Source organism: Sphingomonas citri (genome assembly GCF_019429485.1).
Taxonomy (GTDB): Bacteria; Pseudomonadota; Alphaproteobacteria; order Sphingomonadales; family Sphingomonadaceae; genus Sphingomonas; species Sphingomonas citri.
Map to the genome: position 1 here is coordinate 1,272,999 of NZ_JAHXZN010000001.1, position 15,623 is coordinate 1,288,621.

Below are 15,623 nucleotides of genomic sequence, written 5' to 3' on the forward strand. Positions count from 1 at the left end.
GCCGCGCCCGCCGCCCTCGCGTCTCGCCGGCCGATCGTGCTGATTTAGATTATACATGTACCCGAGACCCGCGCTGATCCGTTCGCTCGCTTGATTCCCAAGGAGCTAACATGGCCGAGTCATTCTCACGCAGCGCCGGCGCAGGTGGCGAAACGCATCAGGTCGCCGACGATGCGCATCCTGTCCTCACCACCAATCACGGGACGCCGATCGCGGACAACCAGAACCAGCTGAAGGCCGGCCCGCGCGGGCCGGTGCTGCTGGAGGACGAGATATATCGCGAGAAGATCAATCATTTCGACCACGAGCGCATCCCCGAGCGCATCGTCCACGCGCGCGGTTCTGCCGCCCACGGCTATTTCGAGTGCACGAAGAGCCTGGCCGACATCACCGTCGCCGACCTGTTCCAGAAGGAGGGCCAGCGCACCGAGGTGTTCACGCGCTTCTCCACCGTCGCCGGCGGCGCGGGGTCGGTCGATACGCCGCGCGACGTGCGGGGCTTCGCGGTGAAGTTCTACACTCGCCAGGGCAATTGGGACCTCGTCGGCAACAACATCCCCGTCTTCTTCATCCAGGACGCGATCAAGTTCCCCGACCTGATCCACGCCGCGAAGATGGAAGCCGATCGCGGCTATCCCCAGGCGGCGACCGCGCACGACACCTTCTGGGACTTCATCAGCCTGATGCCTGAATCGACCCACATGATCATGTGGGCGATGTCGGACCGAACGCTGCCGCGGACCTTCGCCAACATGGAGGGGTTCGGCGTTCACACCTTCCGTTTCATCAACAAGGAAGGGAAAAGCACCTTCGTCAAGTTCCACTGGAAGCCCAAGGCGGGTCTCGCCTCGACGATCTGGGATGAGACGGTGAAGATCGCCGGCGCCGATCCCGACTTCCAGCGCCGCAACCTGTTCGAGAGCATCGATCGCGGTGACTTCCCGACCTGGGAGCTGGGCGTGCAGCTGTTCGACGAGGAGTTCGCCGACAGCCAGCCGTACGACGTGCTCGACGCGACCAAGATCATCCCGGAAGAGGTCCTGCCCGTCACGATCGTAGGCAAGATGGTGCTCGATCGCTACCCCGACAATTTCTTCGCCGAGACCGAGCAGGCCGCGTTCGTCCCGAGCCATGTCGTCCCCGGCATCGGCTTCTCCAACGATCCACTGTTGCAGGGCAGGCTCTTCAGCTACACCGACACGCAGCTTTCGCGGCTCGGCTCGGTCAACTTCCACCAGCTGCCGATCAACGCTGCCAAGGGCCGCGCGGCGGCGGCGGGCTGCCCCTTCATGAACCAGCAGCGCGACGGCCACATGCAGATGGCGGTGCCGAAAGGCCGCGCCAACTACGAGCCCAACAGCCTGGCCCGAGCGGGCGAAGAAGCCGGCGCGCGCGAGGATCCGACCGCGGGTTACACCACCTTCCCGTCGCAGGAAGAAGGCCCGAAGCTGCGCGTCCGCCCGGAGAGCTTCGCCGACCATTACAGCCAGGCGCGCTTGTTCTTCCGCTCGATGGATCCGGCCGAGCAGGCGCATATCGCCTCGGCGCTGGTGTTCGAGCTGAGCAAGGTCAGCATCGAGCATATCCGCGTGGCGGTGATGGCCAATCTTCGCAACGTCGACGAGAGTCTCGCCAGCCGCGTCGCCGACGGACTCGCGATGGACCTGCCCCCCGCGTCGAAGACGGCCGCGCCGGTGCTCGACATGGATCCCTCACCGGCGCTCCGCATCATTCGCGGTCCGCTCGAGAAGCACACGCTGGAGGGTCGCACCGTCGGCATCCTGATCGCGGACGGCACCGACGCCGGCGAGCTCGACGCGGTGAAGACCGCGGTGAAGCAGGCCGGCGGCACGCCGATGACGATCGCGCCCAAAGTCGGGAAGGTGCCGCTCGCCGACGGCTCCGCCATCACCGCGGACGCGCAACTGTTCGGCCAGCCTTCCGTGACGGTGGACGCCTGCGCGGTGATCCTGGCCGAGGCTGCCTGTGCCAAGCTGCTCAAGGAGGGGGCGGCGGTACAATGGGTGATGGACGCGTTCGGTCACCTGAAAGCGATCGGCTACAACGCCGCTGCCAAGCCGCTGCTCGACAAGGCGGGCGTCGAGCCTGACGACGGTGTCACCGACCTGGCCGGCTTCGTCGAGGCGGCGAAGAAGCGCTACTGGGATCGGGAGCCCAGCGTCCGGACGCTGGCGTGATCGACGCCGCGGCTGGTCCTGTCCCGCGGGACCAGCCGCGGCGCCGCACCTTTCGGGCGCGCGTGTCGCCTATTCACCTCGTCGCCACGTCAGCCGGTCGGTTCCCGGGCTCGCGACAGCGGACCACGCGAGCGCGGGCCGTCATCCGTGATGTTGCAGCAGGCCTGGCGTCATCGACTCGCTGGTCATGGCGAAAACCTCCGCACCGCCCTCGCTCGACAAGGTCAGCGCCTGATCGGTTGCCTGATCCGCGAACAGACCGATGCGGCTGGCAGCAAGGATCACGGCGAGACGTGCGCCGTCATCACTCGCCCGCGCGAAGCGGACCGAGGCCATGACGCGATCGTTGACCCTGTGCTCCAGTCTGTAACTCGGCATCGATTATCCCCCCGATCGCGTCTTCTCATCTGCCGGCGCGCATCCCGCTTCACCGCTCCTCGATGGCCCGCGAGACAGTAGCGATCCGTTCCCCGCGCTGGCTCACCCGCGCTACCTGATCGAACCATCGGCGGGCGACCAGGTCGCTGCGATCCGGCGCTTGCCGCGATGCGGTCTACGAAGACCAGCTTACCTGAACCTTACGCGGCGACGGCCGTCGACTCGACATCTACCGGGGAGCGCCGTCGTTCTGACTCACTCACCCCGCTCCTTCTACCGAGAATCGTTCGGCTCGGGCATCGCGAAGCGGAAGCGCGTCTGCCCGGGGCGGGACACCAGCTCGACGTGGCCGCCATGGATGCTCGCGACCCGCGCCACGATGGCGAGGCCGAGCCCGGCACCACCTCCCGCCCCGCGCTCGCGCCGCCAGAAGCGCTGGAAGACGGCGTCCTGCTGATGCGGCGCGATCCCGGGGCCATCATCGGTGACGCTGACGTCACCCGCCGAGCTTACCTCGACCGTGACGCTCGTGCCCGACGGCGTGTGCTGAACCGCATTCTCCACGAGCGCGCCCAGCGCGCGCGCCAGGAAGCTGGCATGCCCGGAGACCATGACGGGAGCTGCCGGCCGGTCGAGCGCGATCGCGTGACCGCGCCGGTACGCCAGCGGCGCGATCGCCGCGACCGTCTGCTCGGCCAAAGCGGCGAGGTCGACCGGTGCGTTTGGCACGCGCGCGAGCGAGTCGAGCTCCGCGATCTCCAATAGCTGCGCGACGATCTGCCCCAGAGCGTCGAGGTCGCGCTTGAGCGCGGCGCCGAGCGCGGGATCGCTCACCTGCTCGGCGCGAATACGCGCGAGCGTGATGGGGGTCCGCAGCTCGTGCGCGGCGTCGGCGGTGAAGGCGCGCTGCGTGTCCAGGCTCTCCGTCAAGCGGTCGAGCGCGTCGTTGACCGCCTCGGCGAGCGGGCGCACCTCGGCGGGCAGATCGGCCGCGGCGAGCCGCACGTCGGGTCGCGCCGGACCGACCGTGCGCACCAGTGCCGAGGCGCGACGGACCGGGCGGAGCGCACGTCGCACGATCAGCGCGTCCACGCCGAGCAGCAGCACCAGCAGTGGCAGCACCACCAGCGCGGCGTGAGCGAGGAACTGCTGGATCACGTCGTCGACGACGTTGGCGGGATGGTCGAGGTTCTGCACCGCGACGATCCAGTGGCGCTCGCCGCCGAGCGTCACCGGCACGCTCAGCGCGGCGTAGAAGGCACGCCGGGAGCGCCGCGTCAGATAGCGTTCGCCGTCCCCGCGCGCGATCCGGAGCGCGGGGCGCAGCGCCGCGGGCAGCCGGTCCAGCACCACCGTGCCGCGCGCATCGACCACCGCATAGCCCAGACCCGCCGCCTCCAGCCGCGTACGGTCCCCCGGGCTCGCCGGGGCCGACGCGCCTGCCGCGCGTGCCGCGACCTGGTCGCGCACAGCCAGCGCCTCCGACCGCAGCGTCTGCCGCTCGAAGCGGTCGGCGGTGGCGTTGAGGAACAGGTAGACGCTCGCCGATGCCGCCAGCGCGGTGAGCAGCACCGCCGCCGCGTGCCACCACAGGATGCGCGCGAGCAGCGAGCGCCGCGGGCGTCTCACGCCCCCGTCTCGGCCAACATGTAGCCGACGCCGCGCACGGTCACGATCTGCGCGCTGGCGCCCGCCTCGGCGAGGCGGCGGCGCAGCCGATGGACGCAGACCTCCAGCGCGTTCGAGCCGAGCGTCTCCTCCATGCCGAACAGCTGCGCCTCGATCTGCGCCTTGGCGACGACGCGCTCGCGCCGCTGGATCAGCAGCTCAAACAGCGCGAGCTCACGCGCGAACAGGACCGCCGGACGCCCGGCGACGCGCACCTCCCGGGTGGCGGGATCGAAGCGCAGATTGCCGCACGCGATCGGACGATCGGCCACCAGTCCGCTGCGCCGCAGCAGCGCCTGGACGCGCGCGACCAGCTCCTCCGGCGCGAACGGCTTCACCAGATAGTCGTCGCCTCCCGCTGCCAGCCCGGCGACGCGATCCTCGACGCTGCCGCGCGCGGTGAGCAGGATCACGGGAATGGTGTCGCCGCGCGCGCGCAGCTGCCGCGCCACCTCGCGGCCGTCGCCGTCGGGCAGGCCGACGTCGAGCACCACCCCGGCATAGCTGCCGAGCTCCAGCATCAGCAGTGCGTCCTCGGCGGTGCCGGCATGGTCGCTCGCGAACCCCGCCTCCGCCAGCAGCCGGCGCAGCAGCGCGACCAGCTCGTTATGATCCTCGACGATCAGCAGCCGCACGCGCGCCCCCACCGATCCGCCGTAAGGCTGGCGTAAGCCGCCCGGCCTAGCCCGCGCCGGAGCGACGCAGCCCCCGCGCCGCGACCGAAGAGATCAACCATGGCCACCATCGTCACCCGGGTGCGCGACCGCGCTCCCGCTCCTGTCCCCGCGCCTGCCTCGACGCGTCCGCCACGGATCGCGCTGTTCTCGGGCAATTACAATTATGTTCGCGACGGCGCCAACCGCGCGCTCAATCGCCTGGTCGGCGACCTGGAGCAACGCGGTGCGCACGTGCGGGTCTATTCCCCTACCGCGCGCGAACCCGCCTTCGCTGCGGCCGGAACGCTCGTCTCCGTCCCCTCGGTGAGCCTGCCGGGACGGGGGGAATATCGGCTCGGCCTCGGCCTGCCGCGCGGCGTCCGCGCCGACCTGCGCCGCTTCGCGCCCGATCTTATCCACGTCTCCGCTCCCGATTGGACTGGCGCCGCCGCGCAGCGCTTCGCGCAGGCCGAGCGCCTGCCGCTGGTCGCCAGCCTGCACACCCGCTTCGAGACCTATGCCGCTTTCTACGGCGCCGGTCTGATCCGGCCGCTGCTCGAGCGCCATCTCGAGCGCTTCTACGCGCGCTGCGACCGGGTGCTGGTGCCCACGCTGCCGATCCTGGAGGAGTTCGTCGCCGCCGGTGCGGGCGCGCGCGCGCGGCTGTGGAGCCGCGGCGTCGATCGCGCGCAGTTCGATCCGGCGCGCCGTGATCTGGGCTGGCGCCGCGCGCACGGCATCGCCGACGATGCCTGCGCGATACTCTTCTTCGGGCGGCTGGTGCGCGAGAAAGGCGTCGCCGATTACGCTCAGGTGATCGAGGCGCTGGCGACCGCCGGAGTCGCGGTGCGGCCGCTCGTGGTCGGCGACGGACCCGAGTTGGCTGCCCTGCGCCGCCGCCTGCCGCAGGCGGTGACGACTGGTCACCTGGCCGGCGCCGAACTCGGCCGCGCGGTGGCGAGCGCCGACATCTTCTTCAATCCCAGCGTCACCGAGGCGTTCGGCAACGTCACGCTGGAGGCGATGGCGGCCGGGCTGCCGATCGTCAGCGTCGACGTGGCGAGCGCGCGCGCGCTGCTCGGCGACGACGGTCTCTACTATCGCCGCGGCGATCTCGCCGGCGCGACCGAGGCGCTGGCGCGGCTGACGATGTTTCCCGATCGCCGGCGTCTGCTCGGCCGCCGCGTCCGCGTCGCGAGCGCCGGCTGGAGCTGGGAACGCGCCAGCGCGATGGTCTGGGACACCTATCACGAGCTGCTCGCCGAGCGCGGGGATGGCCGATGAGGCGCGCCGTCGCGCTCGTCGTGCCGCTGCTCGCCTGCGCTCCGGCAGCGGCGCAGGAGGCACCCGATATCGCCGAGCCGATGGTGTTCGATCTCGTCCGCCCGCTCGGCGCCAGACGCGGCGAGCTCGAGGTCAACACGCTGGCGCAGCGCGACCTCTCCGGTCCGTCGCCGGTCGTGGGATGGGCGCCCGAGGTGGAACTGGCGGTCGCCGACGGCTTCGCGTTGGAGCTGGAGCTGCCGTTCGAGAACCGGCGCCTCACCGACCTGAAGCTGGGCGTCCAGGGCACGTTCGGCCTGCTCGACGGCGGCCGTGGCATCCACGGCGTCCAGTACCTCGGCCTGTGGAACCGCGAACATCGCCGCTGGGAGAGCTCGCTGCTCTACGTGATCGGCTATCGCTTCGGCGCACGCGTGAGCACGCTCAGCATGGTCGGGATCGGCGACGTCGGCGCGGCGGGAGCAGCCGAGCGGGCTCTCCTGGTCAATCACACCAGCTTCTACGCCGCGGGGGATGACACCACGGTTGGAATCGAGATCAACGTGCGCGCGGGTCGCGAGCGATCGACGCTGATCATGCCGCAGCTGCACCAGGCGCTGTCGCCGCGGCTCGAGGTGCAGGCCGGGCTGGGGGCCCGGCGCGAGACGGGCGATGCCTGGCGCCCGCGCGCGGGCATCCGCCTCGTCCGCTCCCTGTGACGTGCGGGATCCGCGCACGCGCTGAGGCCCCGACTAGCCGAGCCGCCAGCGTTCGAGCTGAGCGACGACGTCCGCCTTCACCTGTTCGACGGTGAGATCGGTGAGGTCGCGCGCACGCGTGCCCACGCTGCTCTGCGCGGCGAGGAACCACGCCACGCTGCGGCGCGCCTCCGACGCCTCCAGCGCGGTGTAGGCGGCGAGCGGCCGTGACCGGGGCGTAAGGCGATAACTGAAGGCGCGCTGGGTATCGGCGCCGACTGACAAGGCGATCGCGTCCTCGGTCAGCACGAGCTCGCTATCGGTCCAGCCTTCCTCCCGCAGCGCCTCGTACACCGATCGGAGCGCGGGTTCGCCGGTGTCGCGCAGCTGTCGCAGGATGTCGTCGCGGCGGGCCGGCACCAGCAGTCGCCTGAGCCGCTCGCCGACCGCCGGCGCCGCGTCGGAGAGCGTGATGCCGGCGAGATCGGCGTTGGTCTGCCGGATCAGCCCGATCGCCAGCATCAGCATGATGAAGCAGAACGGCAGCGCCGCGAGCAGCGTCGCCGCCTGGAGCGCGCCGAGGCCGCCGGCGATCAGCAGAAGCGCCGCGGTCACGCCCAGCAGCACGCACCAGTAGATCCGCTGCCACCGCGGCGTGTCTTCCGCGCCGCCCGAGGCGAGCGTATCGATCACCAGCGCCCCCGAGTCCGCCGAGGTGACGAAGAAGACCGCCACCAGCGCGATCGCCAGCGTCGAGGTGAACCCCGCCGCGGGCAGATACTCCAGGAATTTGAACAGCGCGGTCGAGAGATCGGCCTGGACCGCGCGCGCGATGCCGCCGTGTGCGACGCCGAGGTCGAGCGCGATCGCGGTGTTGCCGAAGACTGTCATCCACAGGAAGGTGAAGGCGGTCGGCACGAACAGCACGCCGATGACGAACTCGCGGATCGTGCGTCCGCGCGAGATGCGCGCGATGAACATGCCGACGAACGGCGACCAGGCGATCCACCACGCCCAGTAGAACAGCGTCCAGTCCGCCATCCACGCGCGCGGCTCATAGGCGTAGAGCGTGAAGGTGCGCATCACGAGATGGTCGAGGTAGAGGCCGAAGTTCTGCACCAGCGCGCGCAGCAGGAACAGCGTCGGCCCGAGCGCCAGAACGAACAGCATCAGCAGCACGGCCATGGCCAGGTTCAGCTCGGACAGACGGCGGATGCCGCGGTCCGCGCCGCTCAGCACCGACAGCGTCGCCGCGCCCATGACCACGACGATGATCGCGATCTTGGTGCTCACGCCGTCGGCCACGCCGTAGTTATAAGCCAGCCCGGCGGTCATCTGCGAGACACCGAAGCCGAGCGAGGTGGCGATGCCGAACACCGTGCCGCACACCGCGAAGATGTCGATCGCGTCGCCTAGCGGCCCGTCGATGCGCCTGCCCAGTAGCGGCGACAGCCCCGACCGGAGCGTCAGCGGCAAGTCCTTGCGGTAAGAGAAATAGGCCAGGCTGAGACCGACCAGCGCGTAGATCGCCCAGGCGTGGACGCCGTAATGGTGGAAGGTGATCGCCATCGCCTCGCGCGCGGCGCCGATCGTCCCGCTCTCGGCCTCCGGCGGCGAGATGTAATGCTGGATCGGCTCGGCGACCGCGAAATACATCAGGCCGATGCCCATGCCCGCGGCGAACAGCATCGCCAGCCAGGACACATAGGGGAAATCGGGCTCGGCGTCGTCGGGGCCGAGCTTCAGCCTGCCCGCGGGACCGAAACCGAGCAGGACGACGACGACGAGGAAGAACGCCACCGCGGCGATGTAGAACCAGCCGAACGTATCGATCGCCCAGGCCTGCGCGGCCTTGAAGGCGTGATCGGCACTGCCCGGCACCGCGATGGTGGTGAGGAGCAGCGCGGCGATGATCGCGGACGCGCCCCAGAAGACGCGGGGATTGATATGGCGGGCTGTCATCCCGGCGCTTTAACCTAGATCGCGATCGATGACGACCGGGCCCCACCCGCCTCAGCGCGCCGCGATAGTGCCGCTCGCCAGCAGCGCCAGCACGGTCGCGCCGACGGCGAGCCGGTACACGACGAACGGCAGGAAGCTGCGGGTCCGAAGCAGGCGGAGGAAGGCGACGATCACGCCATAGCCGACGATGAACGCGATAACGGTCGCGAGCAGCGTCGGCCCGGCGTCGATCGGGTTCGCCTTGCCCCAGCTGTCGGCCAGCTCGAACACGCCCGAGGCGAGCACCGCCGGGATCGCGAGCAGGAAGGAATAGCGCGCCGCCGCCTCGCGCGTGTAGCCGAGCAGCAGCGCCGCGCTGATGGTGCCGCCCGAGCGCGACACGCCGGGCACCAGCGCGAGCGCCTGGGCGAGGCCGAGCAACAGACCGTGGCGCCAGCCGAGCCGCTCGAGCGACCGGCGGCGCGCGCCCAAGCGGTCGGCCAGTCCGAGCACCAGTCCGAAGCCGATGAGCATGGTCGCGGTCACGTGCAGGTCGCGCAGATTGCCCTCGATCTGATGCTTGAGCGCGAGCCCGAGCAGCGCGATCGGCAGCGTGCCGAGCAGGATCAGCCAGCCGAGCCGCGCGTCGGGCGACGATGCCGCGCGCGGTCGTGCCAGCGCGCCGCACCACGCCACCGCGATCCGCCAGATGTCGCGGCGGAAGTAGAGCAGCACCGCGGCCTCGGTCCCGATCTGCGTGATCGCGGTGAAGGCCGCGCCGGGGTCACCGCCCGAGGGGAGCAGCGCGCCGGCGATGCGCACGTGCGCGCTGGACGAGACCGGCAGGAACTCGGTCAGTCCCTGCACCAGGCCGAGAAAGGCGGCCTCCAACCAGCGCGCGCCGTCGGTGGTGATCATGCGCGATCGGTCCTTCCCCGATCGCAGGATCGATGCGCGCGCGGGCGGCGCAGCGCCGCGGCCTCTAGGCTGAGGAAGAGCAGCAGGCCGATCGCGAGCGGGATGAGATAATAGACGAGGCGGAAGATCAGCAGCGCGGCGAGCAGCGCGGCCCGATCGACCTGCGGCAGCGCCACCAACATGATCGCCTCGAACACGCCCAGCCCACCGGGCGCGTGTACGACCAGGCTGGCGATGATCGCGACCAGATAGCTCACCAGCACCGACTGGTAGAGCTCCATGCCCGGGGCGGGCAGCAGCACGAAGAGCGCGCCCGACGCGATCAGCAGGTCCGTCACGCCGAGCGCGAGCTGGAGCAGCGCCACGCGCCAGCCGGGTAGCGGGAGCCGCCAGCCGAACAGCCGCAGCGGAGCGCCATCGCGCCGCGCGAGCAGCAGGACATAGCCGCCGAGCAGCGCGAGGATCAGCACCGCCGCCAGGCTCTGTAACGCGGGAGACGGGACCCAGCCAGCGACCGCCGGCACCGTCGGCACGATCAGTAGCATGGCACCGAGCAGCAGGAGTGCGCCGAGCCAGAAGGTGACGCCCGCGGTGACCATGATCTGCCCGACCTCTGCGGCGGAGAGTCCGTGTCGTCGATAGATGCGATAGCGTGCACTCCCGCCGGTCAGCACCGCGAAGCCGAGATTGTGGCTGAAAATGTAGCTGGTGAAGGATGCGATCGCGGCGATCGGATAGGGAACGCACCGGCCGAGCAGGCGCAGCGACAGCACGTCATAGCCGGTTAGCACGACATAGCTGGCCGCGCTCAACGCCAGCGCCGCGGCGAGCGCCGGCGTGGGCATCGCGTGCAGCGCCGCCCGCACCTCGTCCCAATCGGTGCCCGCGAGGATCTCGCGCAGTGCGAGGCCAGCGACGGCCAGCACTGCGACCGTCAGGGCCGCCACGATCAAGGGACGAATCACGTGAACTCTGTCTCGGCGTCTCACGCCGCGTACCGACGTGCCGCTCTCGGCGGTCGGGTCCGGGGCGCGGCGGGGCCGGCGCGGTGGTCGAGACCTTTCTGACGGCGCGCGCTTACACGAACCTTACTGCAGCGACTGACGGAGGCGGATCAGAATAGCCGCTTAGACGGAACGAGCGGCCCGAGCACAGGTGGCGCGCGCTGGCATCGACATGCGTCGCTCACACCTGATGGACGATGCGCGCTTCAATGCTCCAACGAACGCTGCCGGTCTATTTTCCACGGTGCGGTCCGGCCAGTCTCACCGGTCGCTGTCCGCGATGAGCGACCGTCGATGCCCGACGCCGCCGCCTCAAGCCCGAACCAATGCGGTCGTTCGACCGCGACGAGGATCGCCAGGAGGCCGCCCGCCACCGCGACCCACACAGAGAGCCCTCGTACCGTCATCAGCTTCTCTCCCTCAGCGCACACGGGGTTTCGACGCGATCGAACATCTATATCCGACGTACGGCTCACGATTAGCTCAGGGGTGACAAAGTTTGTCTGAGAGGGCCGAGGTCGCCCCACCTCTGTGACCCAGCGTTGCCTCGCAGAACGGTATCAACAACGCGCGATCGCGCCGCCTCACGTCTTGATCGTGCTAATGGGTGCTGTCGGACGGCGCGACTGCGTCCCGTGCACGATGCTCCGACTTTCGCAGGCTAACCGGGACAGAAAACCCGATCGAGGCCGCACAGCACCCCGTTGACTCTTAAGTCTACATATGTTGCTATGGGTCATGGCGCGGAACAGGCAACCCTCTCGACAGATGCGTCTCGTTCTCGCCGTGCTGCTCGAACAACGCCTCGAGTGGCGACATGGCTACGATCTGCTCAAGCAGACCGGGCTGTCTTCGGGGACGCTCTACCCGCTCCTGATGCGCATGACCGACGGCGGGCTGGTCGAGGCGGAGTGGCGCGAGCCCGCGAAGGTCGGGCGCCCGCCGCGGCACGCCTATCGGCTGACGGCATCAGGGATCGCGTTGGCATTGCAGCTCGCCGGATCCAGCGACGTGCTGTCAGGCAGGGAGGCACTGGCATGACGAAGACCTTCCCGCACGCAGTCATGGCGCTCGCGCTGGCGATTGTCAGCGCGGAGCGCCGCAGCTGGGCGCTGGCGATGCGGGCGGAGTTCGACGTCGCAGCAGTGGAGGGCGGCGCGCTGTCCTTCGCGTCGGGTTGCCTGGTCGCGGCCTGGCGGGATCGCCTGTCGCATGCACGCGGTCGCTTCGTGCCTGGTCTCTATGCTTTGGCCTTGCTCCTCATGCTGCCGATGGCGGCGTTGCAGATCGGCTGTGCGGTGCTCGGACTACCGTACCTCTATCCCGGCCAGCGCGGCCTCGCCGGCGCCATGCTGGTCGGCGATGCACATGAGGCCTTGCTGAGCGGCATCTATCTCAGCGCCGTCCCTTCGCTCGTGCTGTTGCAGCTCATGACGGGGCTCGCGCATCTCAGGCTCGCCTGGGTGCTGGTGGAGCAGGACTGGTCCGCCGCGCTGGATTGGGCGCTCCGTACGCTGGCCGCGACGATCGCGCTCATCGTCTTCATGGGCGTCCTCTTCCTCGATAGTCGCCAAGTGCTGCTGCAAGGCCTGGTGGTCGGGATCGAACTCGCCCTCATCGTTATCGTCGCGCGGCGCCACCGATCGCTCTGGCCGACAAGCGACGTCGAACGGACCGGCTGATATCCGACCTGGCGGGCGCCGGGATCTTTTGAAGTCACTTGCTCGGGCGAGCGGCCCGAGGGCGACCCGGCGCGCCCGATCCCCGCCGCCGCATCGGATCCCCTCAACGTCGAACAGGAGAGCTACGATGTCTTCTCGTCCCGGTCGCCGCGCGGCGATCTTGCTGGTGGCGATCCCGTTGGGGATCGCGACCAGTCCTGCCTGCGCGCAGGCAGGAAGTGCTTCCCCGGCGGACGACTCGTCGTCACCGTTCCTCGGGCGTTGGGAGCTCGACCTGCGTCGCCTGCCGGACGATTACGGCGCCGCGCCCAAGCGGGTCACCTACGGGTTCGCGGACATCGGCGCAGGCAAATGGCGCAGCACGATCGACGTGACCGACCCTGATGACCGTGTCCGCCACATGGTCGTCGACTTTCGACGCGATGGCACGGCGGTTCGCGGCGGGGGAGACACGAGCGAGGCCGATGAAGCCGCGTTTATCTCCCCGTCGCCGCGGGTGCTGATCATGAACCTGGCCAAGGAACGGCGACCCGGCTCGGTCCGCGTCTACACCGTGTCCGACGATGGCGGCGAGATGACCGAGAGCGCCGCTTCGGTCACGACGAACGGCGCCCCGATGATCCGGCGCTTTCACTACAGGCGTCTGCCCTGAAGCAGCCCGCTCCGCGGAGCACGGACACGAATACGGCGATCGCGGCCGATTGGCTTTCTGGCGCCATCCCGCACCACGACAGGAGAGACGCGACGCGATGGGGGAATATCTGCGCCTGCCTATGTCTCCCGGCAGCGTTGGCGCTGCCCCGCACGGCCGGCGCTCAGGTGGCGGGATGCGCGATGCCAGCGCGCGCGTCGGGCGGCGCGAGCAATGCGCACAGCCTTTACGTCGAACGTCATCTGCGGCCACCGGTGATCAGGCGCGGCGACCGACCGTTCACGATCGCCGACCGCCTGCGCCAGTATGACGTGCCCGGGGTCAGCGTCGCCGTGATCCGCCGCGGTCGCATCGCCTGGGCGCGCGGCTGGGGCGTGCGTGACCTCGTCAGCTGCGCGCCGGTCACGCCCGAGACCGCCTTCCAGGCAGCGTCGATCAGCAAGGTGGTGACCGCGATGGTCGCGCTCCGCCTGGCCGAGCAGGGCCGGATCGACCTCGACCGGGACGTGGACGATACGCTGCGATCCTGGCGACTGCCGCATGATCCGCGGCTCGCGCCCGGCGGGGTGACGCTCCGCCAGCTACTCAGCCACACCGCCGGCCTGGGCGTGCATGGCTTCGCCGGCTACGCACGCGGCGCGCCGCTGCCCACGCCCGTCGAGATCGTCGACGGCACTGCGCCCGCCAACACGCCGGCGGTGCGCAGCGTCCTGCCAGCCGGAGGCCAGTTCAGCTATTCTGGCGGCGGTTATGTCGTGGCGCAGCTCGCGCTGTCGGACGCGAGCGGCCTGCCCTTCGCGGAACTGGCGCGCCGGGAGGTGCTCGGCCCGCTCGGGATGAGCCGCAGTGCGTTCGCCATGCCCCCATCCGACGCGATCCGCGCCGACATGGCATCCGGCTCGGTCGGGGGAAAGCCCCTGCCCGGCGGCTTCAAGCTCTACCCCGAACTCGCGCCGGCGGGCCTGTGGACGAGTGCCGGTGACCTCGCCCGCGTCATCGTCGACCTTCAAGCCTCCGCGTCCGGACGGCGAGGGCACCGCCTCTCACCGGCCATGACACGGCAGATGATGACGCCGATCAAGGACAATTGGGGCCTTGGCCTGGCTCTGTACGGGGGCGCGCGCGCGAGGTTCATGCATGACGGCGTCAACGAGGGCTATGAGTCATTCATGATCGCCTATGCGGGGGGCGGCGACGGCATCGTCGTTTTGACCAACGGTGGTGACGGGCATCGCCTGATCGGCGAGATCGTCCGCGCGGTCGCCACAGACTATGGCTGGCCGGAGATCGCCGCGCCGGCGGCCGAGGAGAGGAGGTTGTCGCCGGCCGAGCTCTCCCGGGTCGCCGGTCGCTTCGAAGGCGGCGACCTGAAGGTCGATCTCGAGGCTCGACCGGACGGCCTGTTCGCGCGCCTCGTCGGCGGCGTGCAGGCCGAGCGGCTGATCGCCCTCTCGCCGTCACGCTTCCGCTCGGACTCACTCGGTGTCACGGTCGAGTTCGACCGTGATTTCCAGAGCTGCACCATGATCGAGGGTGCGCCGCCGATGAAGCTCTCGCGCATCAAGTAAGATGCCATCGAGGGTCATCGCGGCAGGACGGGACAGCGCGGACAACCCGATGGCGCGATAGGAGGATGGGGCGGACCGGACGCGCGGTTGCATCGGAAGAGAGCATCGGAGGCGGTGGATCGCCGAGCAAGCGCCTCGGCGGCGCTCACCTTATCGAGCTTGCCTGTGGGCTAGACCCGCCGGACCGGATAACGGCACGCCATGATCACCGACTGGCACTTCTATGCCCTGGCCATACCCGCCATCATCCTGCTGGGACTCGCCAAGGGCGGCTTCGCGGGCATGGGGGCGTTGTCGCTCCCGCTGCTCGTGCTGGTGATCGATCCGGTTCGAGCCGCGGCGATCACGCTGCCGCTTCTCATCGCGCAGGACATCGTGGGCGTGTGGGCGTTCCGGCGCAGCGTCGACTGGCGCCTCATCGGCTGGATGCTGCCCGGCGCGATGATCGGCATCGCGCTGGGATATGGCTTCGCCGCGAGCGTGTCGCCCAAGGCGGTGATGGCCGCGGTCGGCGTGATCTCGATCCTCTTCGGCCTCTACCGGCTCTGGATGGCGCGCCGCCCGCGTCCCCGCGAGATCGCGCGTTGGCCCGAGTGGCTCGGGACCCTATTCGGCGTGGCCTCGGGCTTCACCAGCCAGATCGCGCACGCGGGCCAGCCGCCCTTCCAACTCTGGGTGCTTCCCCGTGATCTGCCGCGCGAGCGCCTGGTGGGCACGACCGCGATCTTCTTCGCCGCGGTGAACTGGATCAAGGTGCCGGCCTATCTCGCGCTCGGCCAGTTCACGCGGGCCAACCTCCTGACGTCGTTCCTGCTGCTTCCCGTAGCGCTCGCTGCCACGGTCGCCGGCGTAGCATTGGTTCGCCGCATCGCGCCGGAGCGCTTCTTCACGGCCATCTACGTGCTGATGATCGTCGTCGGCGCGGCATTGACATGGGAGGCTCTGGCGTGACGGCGGCCGGGCCGCTCGCACGGCGGTGACGCGCGCATCGCGGGTG

General features: G+C 69.7%; 14 protein-coding genes. 8 read left to right on the forward strand and 6 right to left on the reverse strand.

Annotated elements, in window-relative coordinates; genetic code table 11:
* Positions 1–110: 110 nt before the first annotated feature.
* Positions 111–2,198 (forward strand): catalase, encoded by a 2,088-nt coding sequence (locus KZ820_RS05995; protein WP_219747663.1) that lies wholly within the window; start codon positions 111–113, stop codon positions 2,196–2,198.
* Between the two features lie 141 nt (positions 2,199–2,339).
* Here KZ820_RS05995 and KZ820_RS06000 read toward each other — a convergent pair whose 3' ends face one another.
* The 3 genes from KZ820_RS06000 to KZ820_RS06010 all read right to left on the reverse strand — a co-directional run bounded on the left by KZ820_RS06000 (position 2,340) and on the right by KZ820_RS06010 (position 4,879).
* Positions 2,340–2,534, reverse strand: coding sequence for a hypothetical protein (locus KZ820_RS06000; protein ID WP_219747664.1), 195 nt, complete (start codon positions 2,532–2,534; stop codon positions 2,340–2,342).
* A 315-nt stretch (positions 2,535–2,849) separates the two neighbouring features.
* Positions 2,850–4,205: a sensor histidine kinase gene (locus KZ820_RS22130; RefSeq protein WP_219747665.1), complete on the reverse strand. Its 1,356-nt coding sequence runs from the start codon at positions 4,203–4,205 to the stop codon at positions 2,850–2,852.
* On the reverse strand, positions 4,202–4,879 hold the full coding sequence (locus tag KZ820_RS06010; RefSeq protein WP_219747666.1) for a response regulator transcription factor: 678 nt from the start codon (positions 4,877–4,879) through the stop codon (positions 4,202–4,204). Before KZ820_RS06010 ends, KZ820_RS22130 begins: the two co-directional genes overlap by 4 nt.
* 99 nt (positions 4,880–4,978) lie before the next feature.
* Here KZ820_RS06010 and KZ820_RS06015 point away from each other — a divergent pair, with 99 nt between their 5' ends.
* Together KZ820_RS06015 and KZ820_RS06020 are read left to right on the forward strand one after the other, a co-directional pair.
* Positions 4,979–6,184, forward strand: coding sequence for a glycosyltransferase family 4 protein (locus tag KZ820_RS06015; RefSeq protein WP_219747667.1), 1,206 nt, complete (start codon positions 4,979–4,981; stop codon positions 6,182–6,184).
* The gene (locus KZ820_RS06020; RefSeq protein ID WP_258047749.1) at positions 6,181–6,882 is read left to right on the forward strand and encodes a hypothetical protein; all 702 of its coding nucleotides are present in this window, start codon (positions 6,181–6,183) and stop codon (positions 6,880–6,882) included. The genes KZ820_RS06015 and KZ820_RS06020 overlap by 4 nt, the downstream gene beginning before the upstream one ends.
* A gap of 33 nt (positions 6,883–6,915) precedes the next feature.
* On the opposite strand, the gene KZ820_RS06025 is transcribed toward KZ820_RS06020, so the two are convergent.
* Genes KZ820_RS06025 through KZ820_RS06035 form a run of 3 tightly spaced genes read right to left on the reverse strand, consistent with a single transcriptional unit; the run spans position 6,916 to position 10,685 of the window.
* Positions 6,916–8,823 (reverse strand): BCCT family transporter, encoded by a 1,908-nt coding sequence (locus KZ820_RS06025; RefSeq protein ID WP_219747668.1) that lies wholly within the window; start codon positions 8,821–8,823, stop codon positions 6,916–6,918.
* A 51-nt stretch (positions 8,824–8,874) separates the two neighbouring features.
* Positions 8,875–9,720: an undecaprenyl-diphosphate phosphatase gene (locus KZ820_RS06030; protein ID WP_219747669.1), complete on the reverse strand. Its 846-nt coding sequence runs from the start codon at positions 9,718–9,720 to the stop codon at positions 8,875–8,877.
* Positions 9,717–10,685, reverse strand: a complete 969-nt coding sequence (locus KZ820_RS06035; protein WP_219747670.1) for a lysylphosphatidylglycerol synthase domain-containing protein — start codon at positions 10,683–10,685, stop codon at positions 9,717–9,719. The genes KZ820_RS06030 and KZ820_RS06035 overlap by 4 nt, the downstream gene beginning before the upstream one ends.
* 807 nt (positions 10,686–11,492) lie before the next feature.
* Between KZ820_RS06035 and KZ820_RS06040 the strand changes: the two genes are divergently transcribed.
* From KZ820_RS06040 to KZ820_RS06060, 5 genes are all read left to right on the forward strand, one after another.
* Positions 11,493–11,765, forward strand: a complete 273-nt coding sequence (locus tag KZ820_RS06040; RefSeq protein WP_219747671.1) for a PadR family transcriptional regulator — start codon at positions 11,493–11,495, stop codon at positions 11,763–11,765.
* The gene (locus KZ820_RS06045; protein ID WP_258047750.1) at positions 11,762–12,406 is read left to right on the forward strand and encodes a hypothetical protein; all 645 of its coding nucleotides are present in this window, start codon (positions 11,762–11,764) and stop codon (positions 12,404–12,406) included. Before KZ820_RS06040 ends, KZ820_RS06045 begins: the two co-directional genes overlap by 4 nt.
* A 127-nt stretch (positions 12,407–12,533) precedes the next feature.
* The gene (locus KZ820_RS06050) at positions 12,534–13,058 is read left to right on the forward strand and encodes a hypothetical protein (RefSeq protein WP_258047751.1); all 525 of its coding nucleotides are present in this window, start codon (positions 12,534–12,536) and stop codon (positions 13,056–13,058) included.
* 182 nt (positions 13,059–13,240) lie between these two features.
* Positions 13,241–14,626, forward strand: coding sequence for a serine hydrolase domain-containing protein (locus KZ820_RS06055; protein WP_219747672.1), 1,386 nt, complete (start codon positions 13,241–13,243; stop codon positions 14,624–14,626).
* A 201-nt stretch (positions 14,627–14,827) separates the two neighbouring features.
* The gene (locus KZ820_RS06060) at positions 14,828–15,577 is read left to right on the forward strand and encodes a sulfite exporter TauE/SafE family protein (RefSeq protein WP_219747673.1); all 750 of its coding nucleotides are present in this window, start codon (positions 14,828–14,830) and stop codon (positions 15,575–15,577) included.
* Positions 15,578–15,623 lie beyond the last annotated feature (46 nt).

Excerpts from the sequence above, each read along its gene's own strand:
- KZ820_RS05995 (WP_219747663.1), top strand. The coding sequence starts at position 111 with ATGGCCGAGTCATTCTCACGCAGCGCCGGCGCAGGTGGCGAAACGCAT.
- KZ820_RS06000 (WP_219747664.1), bottom strand. The coding sequence starts at position 2,534 with ATGGCCTCGGTCCGCTTCGCGCGGGCGAGTGATGACGGCGCACGTCTC.
- KZ820_RS06015 (WP_219747667.1), top strand. The coding sequence starts at position 4,979 with ATGGCCACCATCGTCACCCGGGTGCGCGACCGCGCTCCCGCTCCTGTC.
- KZ820_RS06020 (WP_258047749.1), top strand. The coding sequence starts at position 6,181 with ATGAGGCGCGCCGTCGCGCTCGTCGTGCCGCTGCTCGCCTGCGCTCCG.
- KZ820_RS06025 (WP_219747668.1), bottom strand. The coding sequence starts at position 8,823 with ATGACAGCCCGCCATATCAATCCCCGCGTCTTCTGGGGCGCGTCCGCG.
- KZ820_RS06030 (WP_219747669.1), bottom strand. The coding sequence starts at position 9,720 with ATGATCACCACCGACGGCGCGCGCTGGTTGGAGGCCGCCTTTCTCGGC.
- KZ820_RS06040 (WP_219747671.1), top strand. The coding sequence starts at position 11,493 with ATGCGTCTCGTTCTCGCCGTGCTGCTCGAACAACGCCTCGAGTGGCGA.
- KZ820_RS06045 (WP_258047750.1), top strand. The coding sequence starts at position 11,762 with ATGACGAAGACCTTCCCGCACGCAGTCATGGCGCTCGCGCTGGCGATT.
- KZ820_RS06050 (WP_258047751.1), top strand. The coding sequence starts at position 12,534 with ATGTCTTCTCGTCCCGGTCGCCGCGCGGCGATCTTGCTGGTGGCGATC.
- KZ820_RS06055 (WP_219747672.1), top strand. The coding sequence starts at position 13,241 with ATGCCAGCGCGCGCGTCGGGCGGCGCGAGCAATGCGCACAGCCTTTAC.
- KZ820_RS06060 (WP_219747673.1), top strand. The coding sequence starts at position 14,828 with ATGATCACCGACTGGCACTTCTATGCCCTGGCCATACCCGCCATCATC.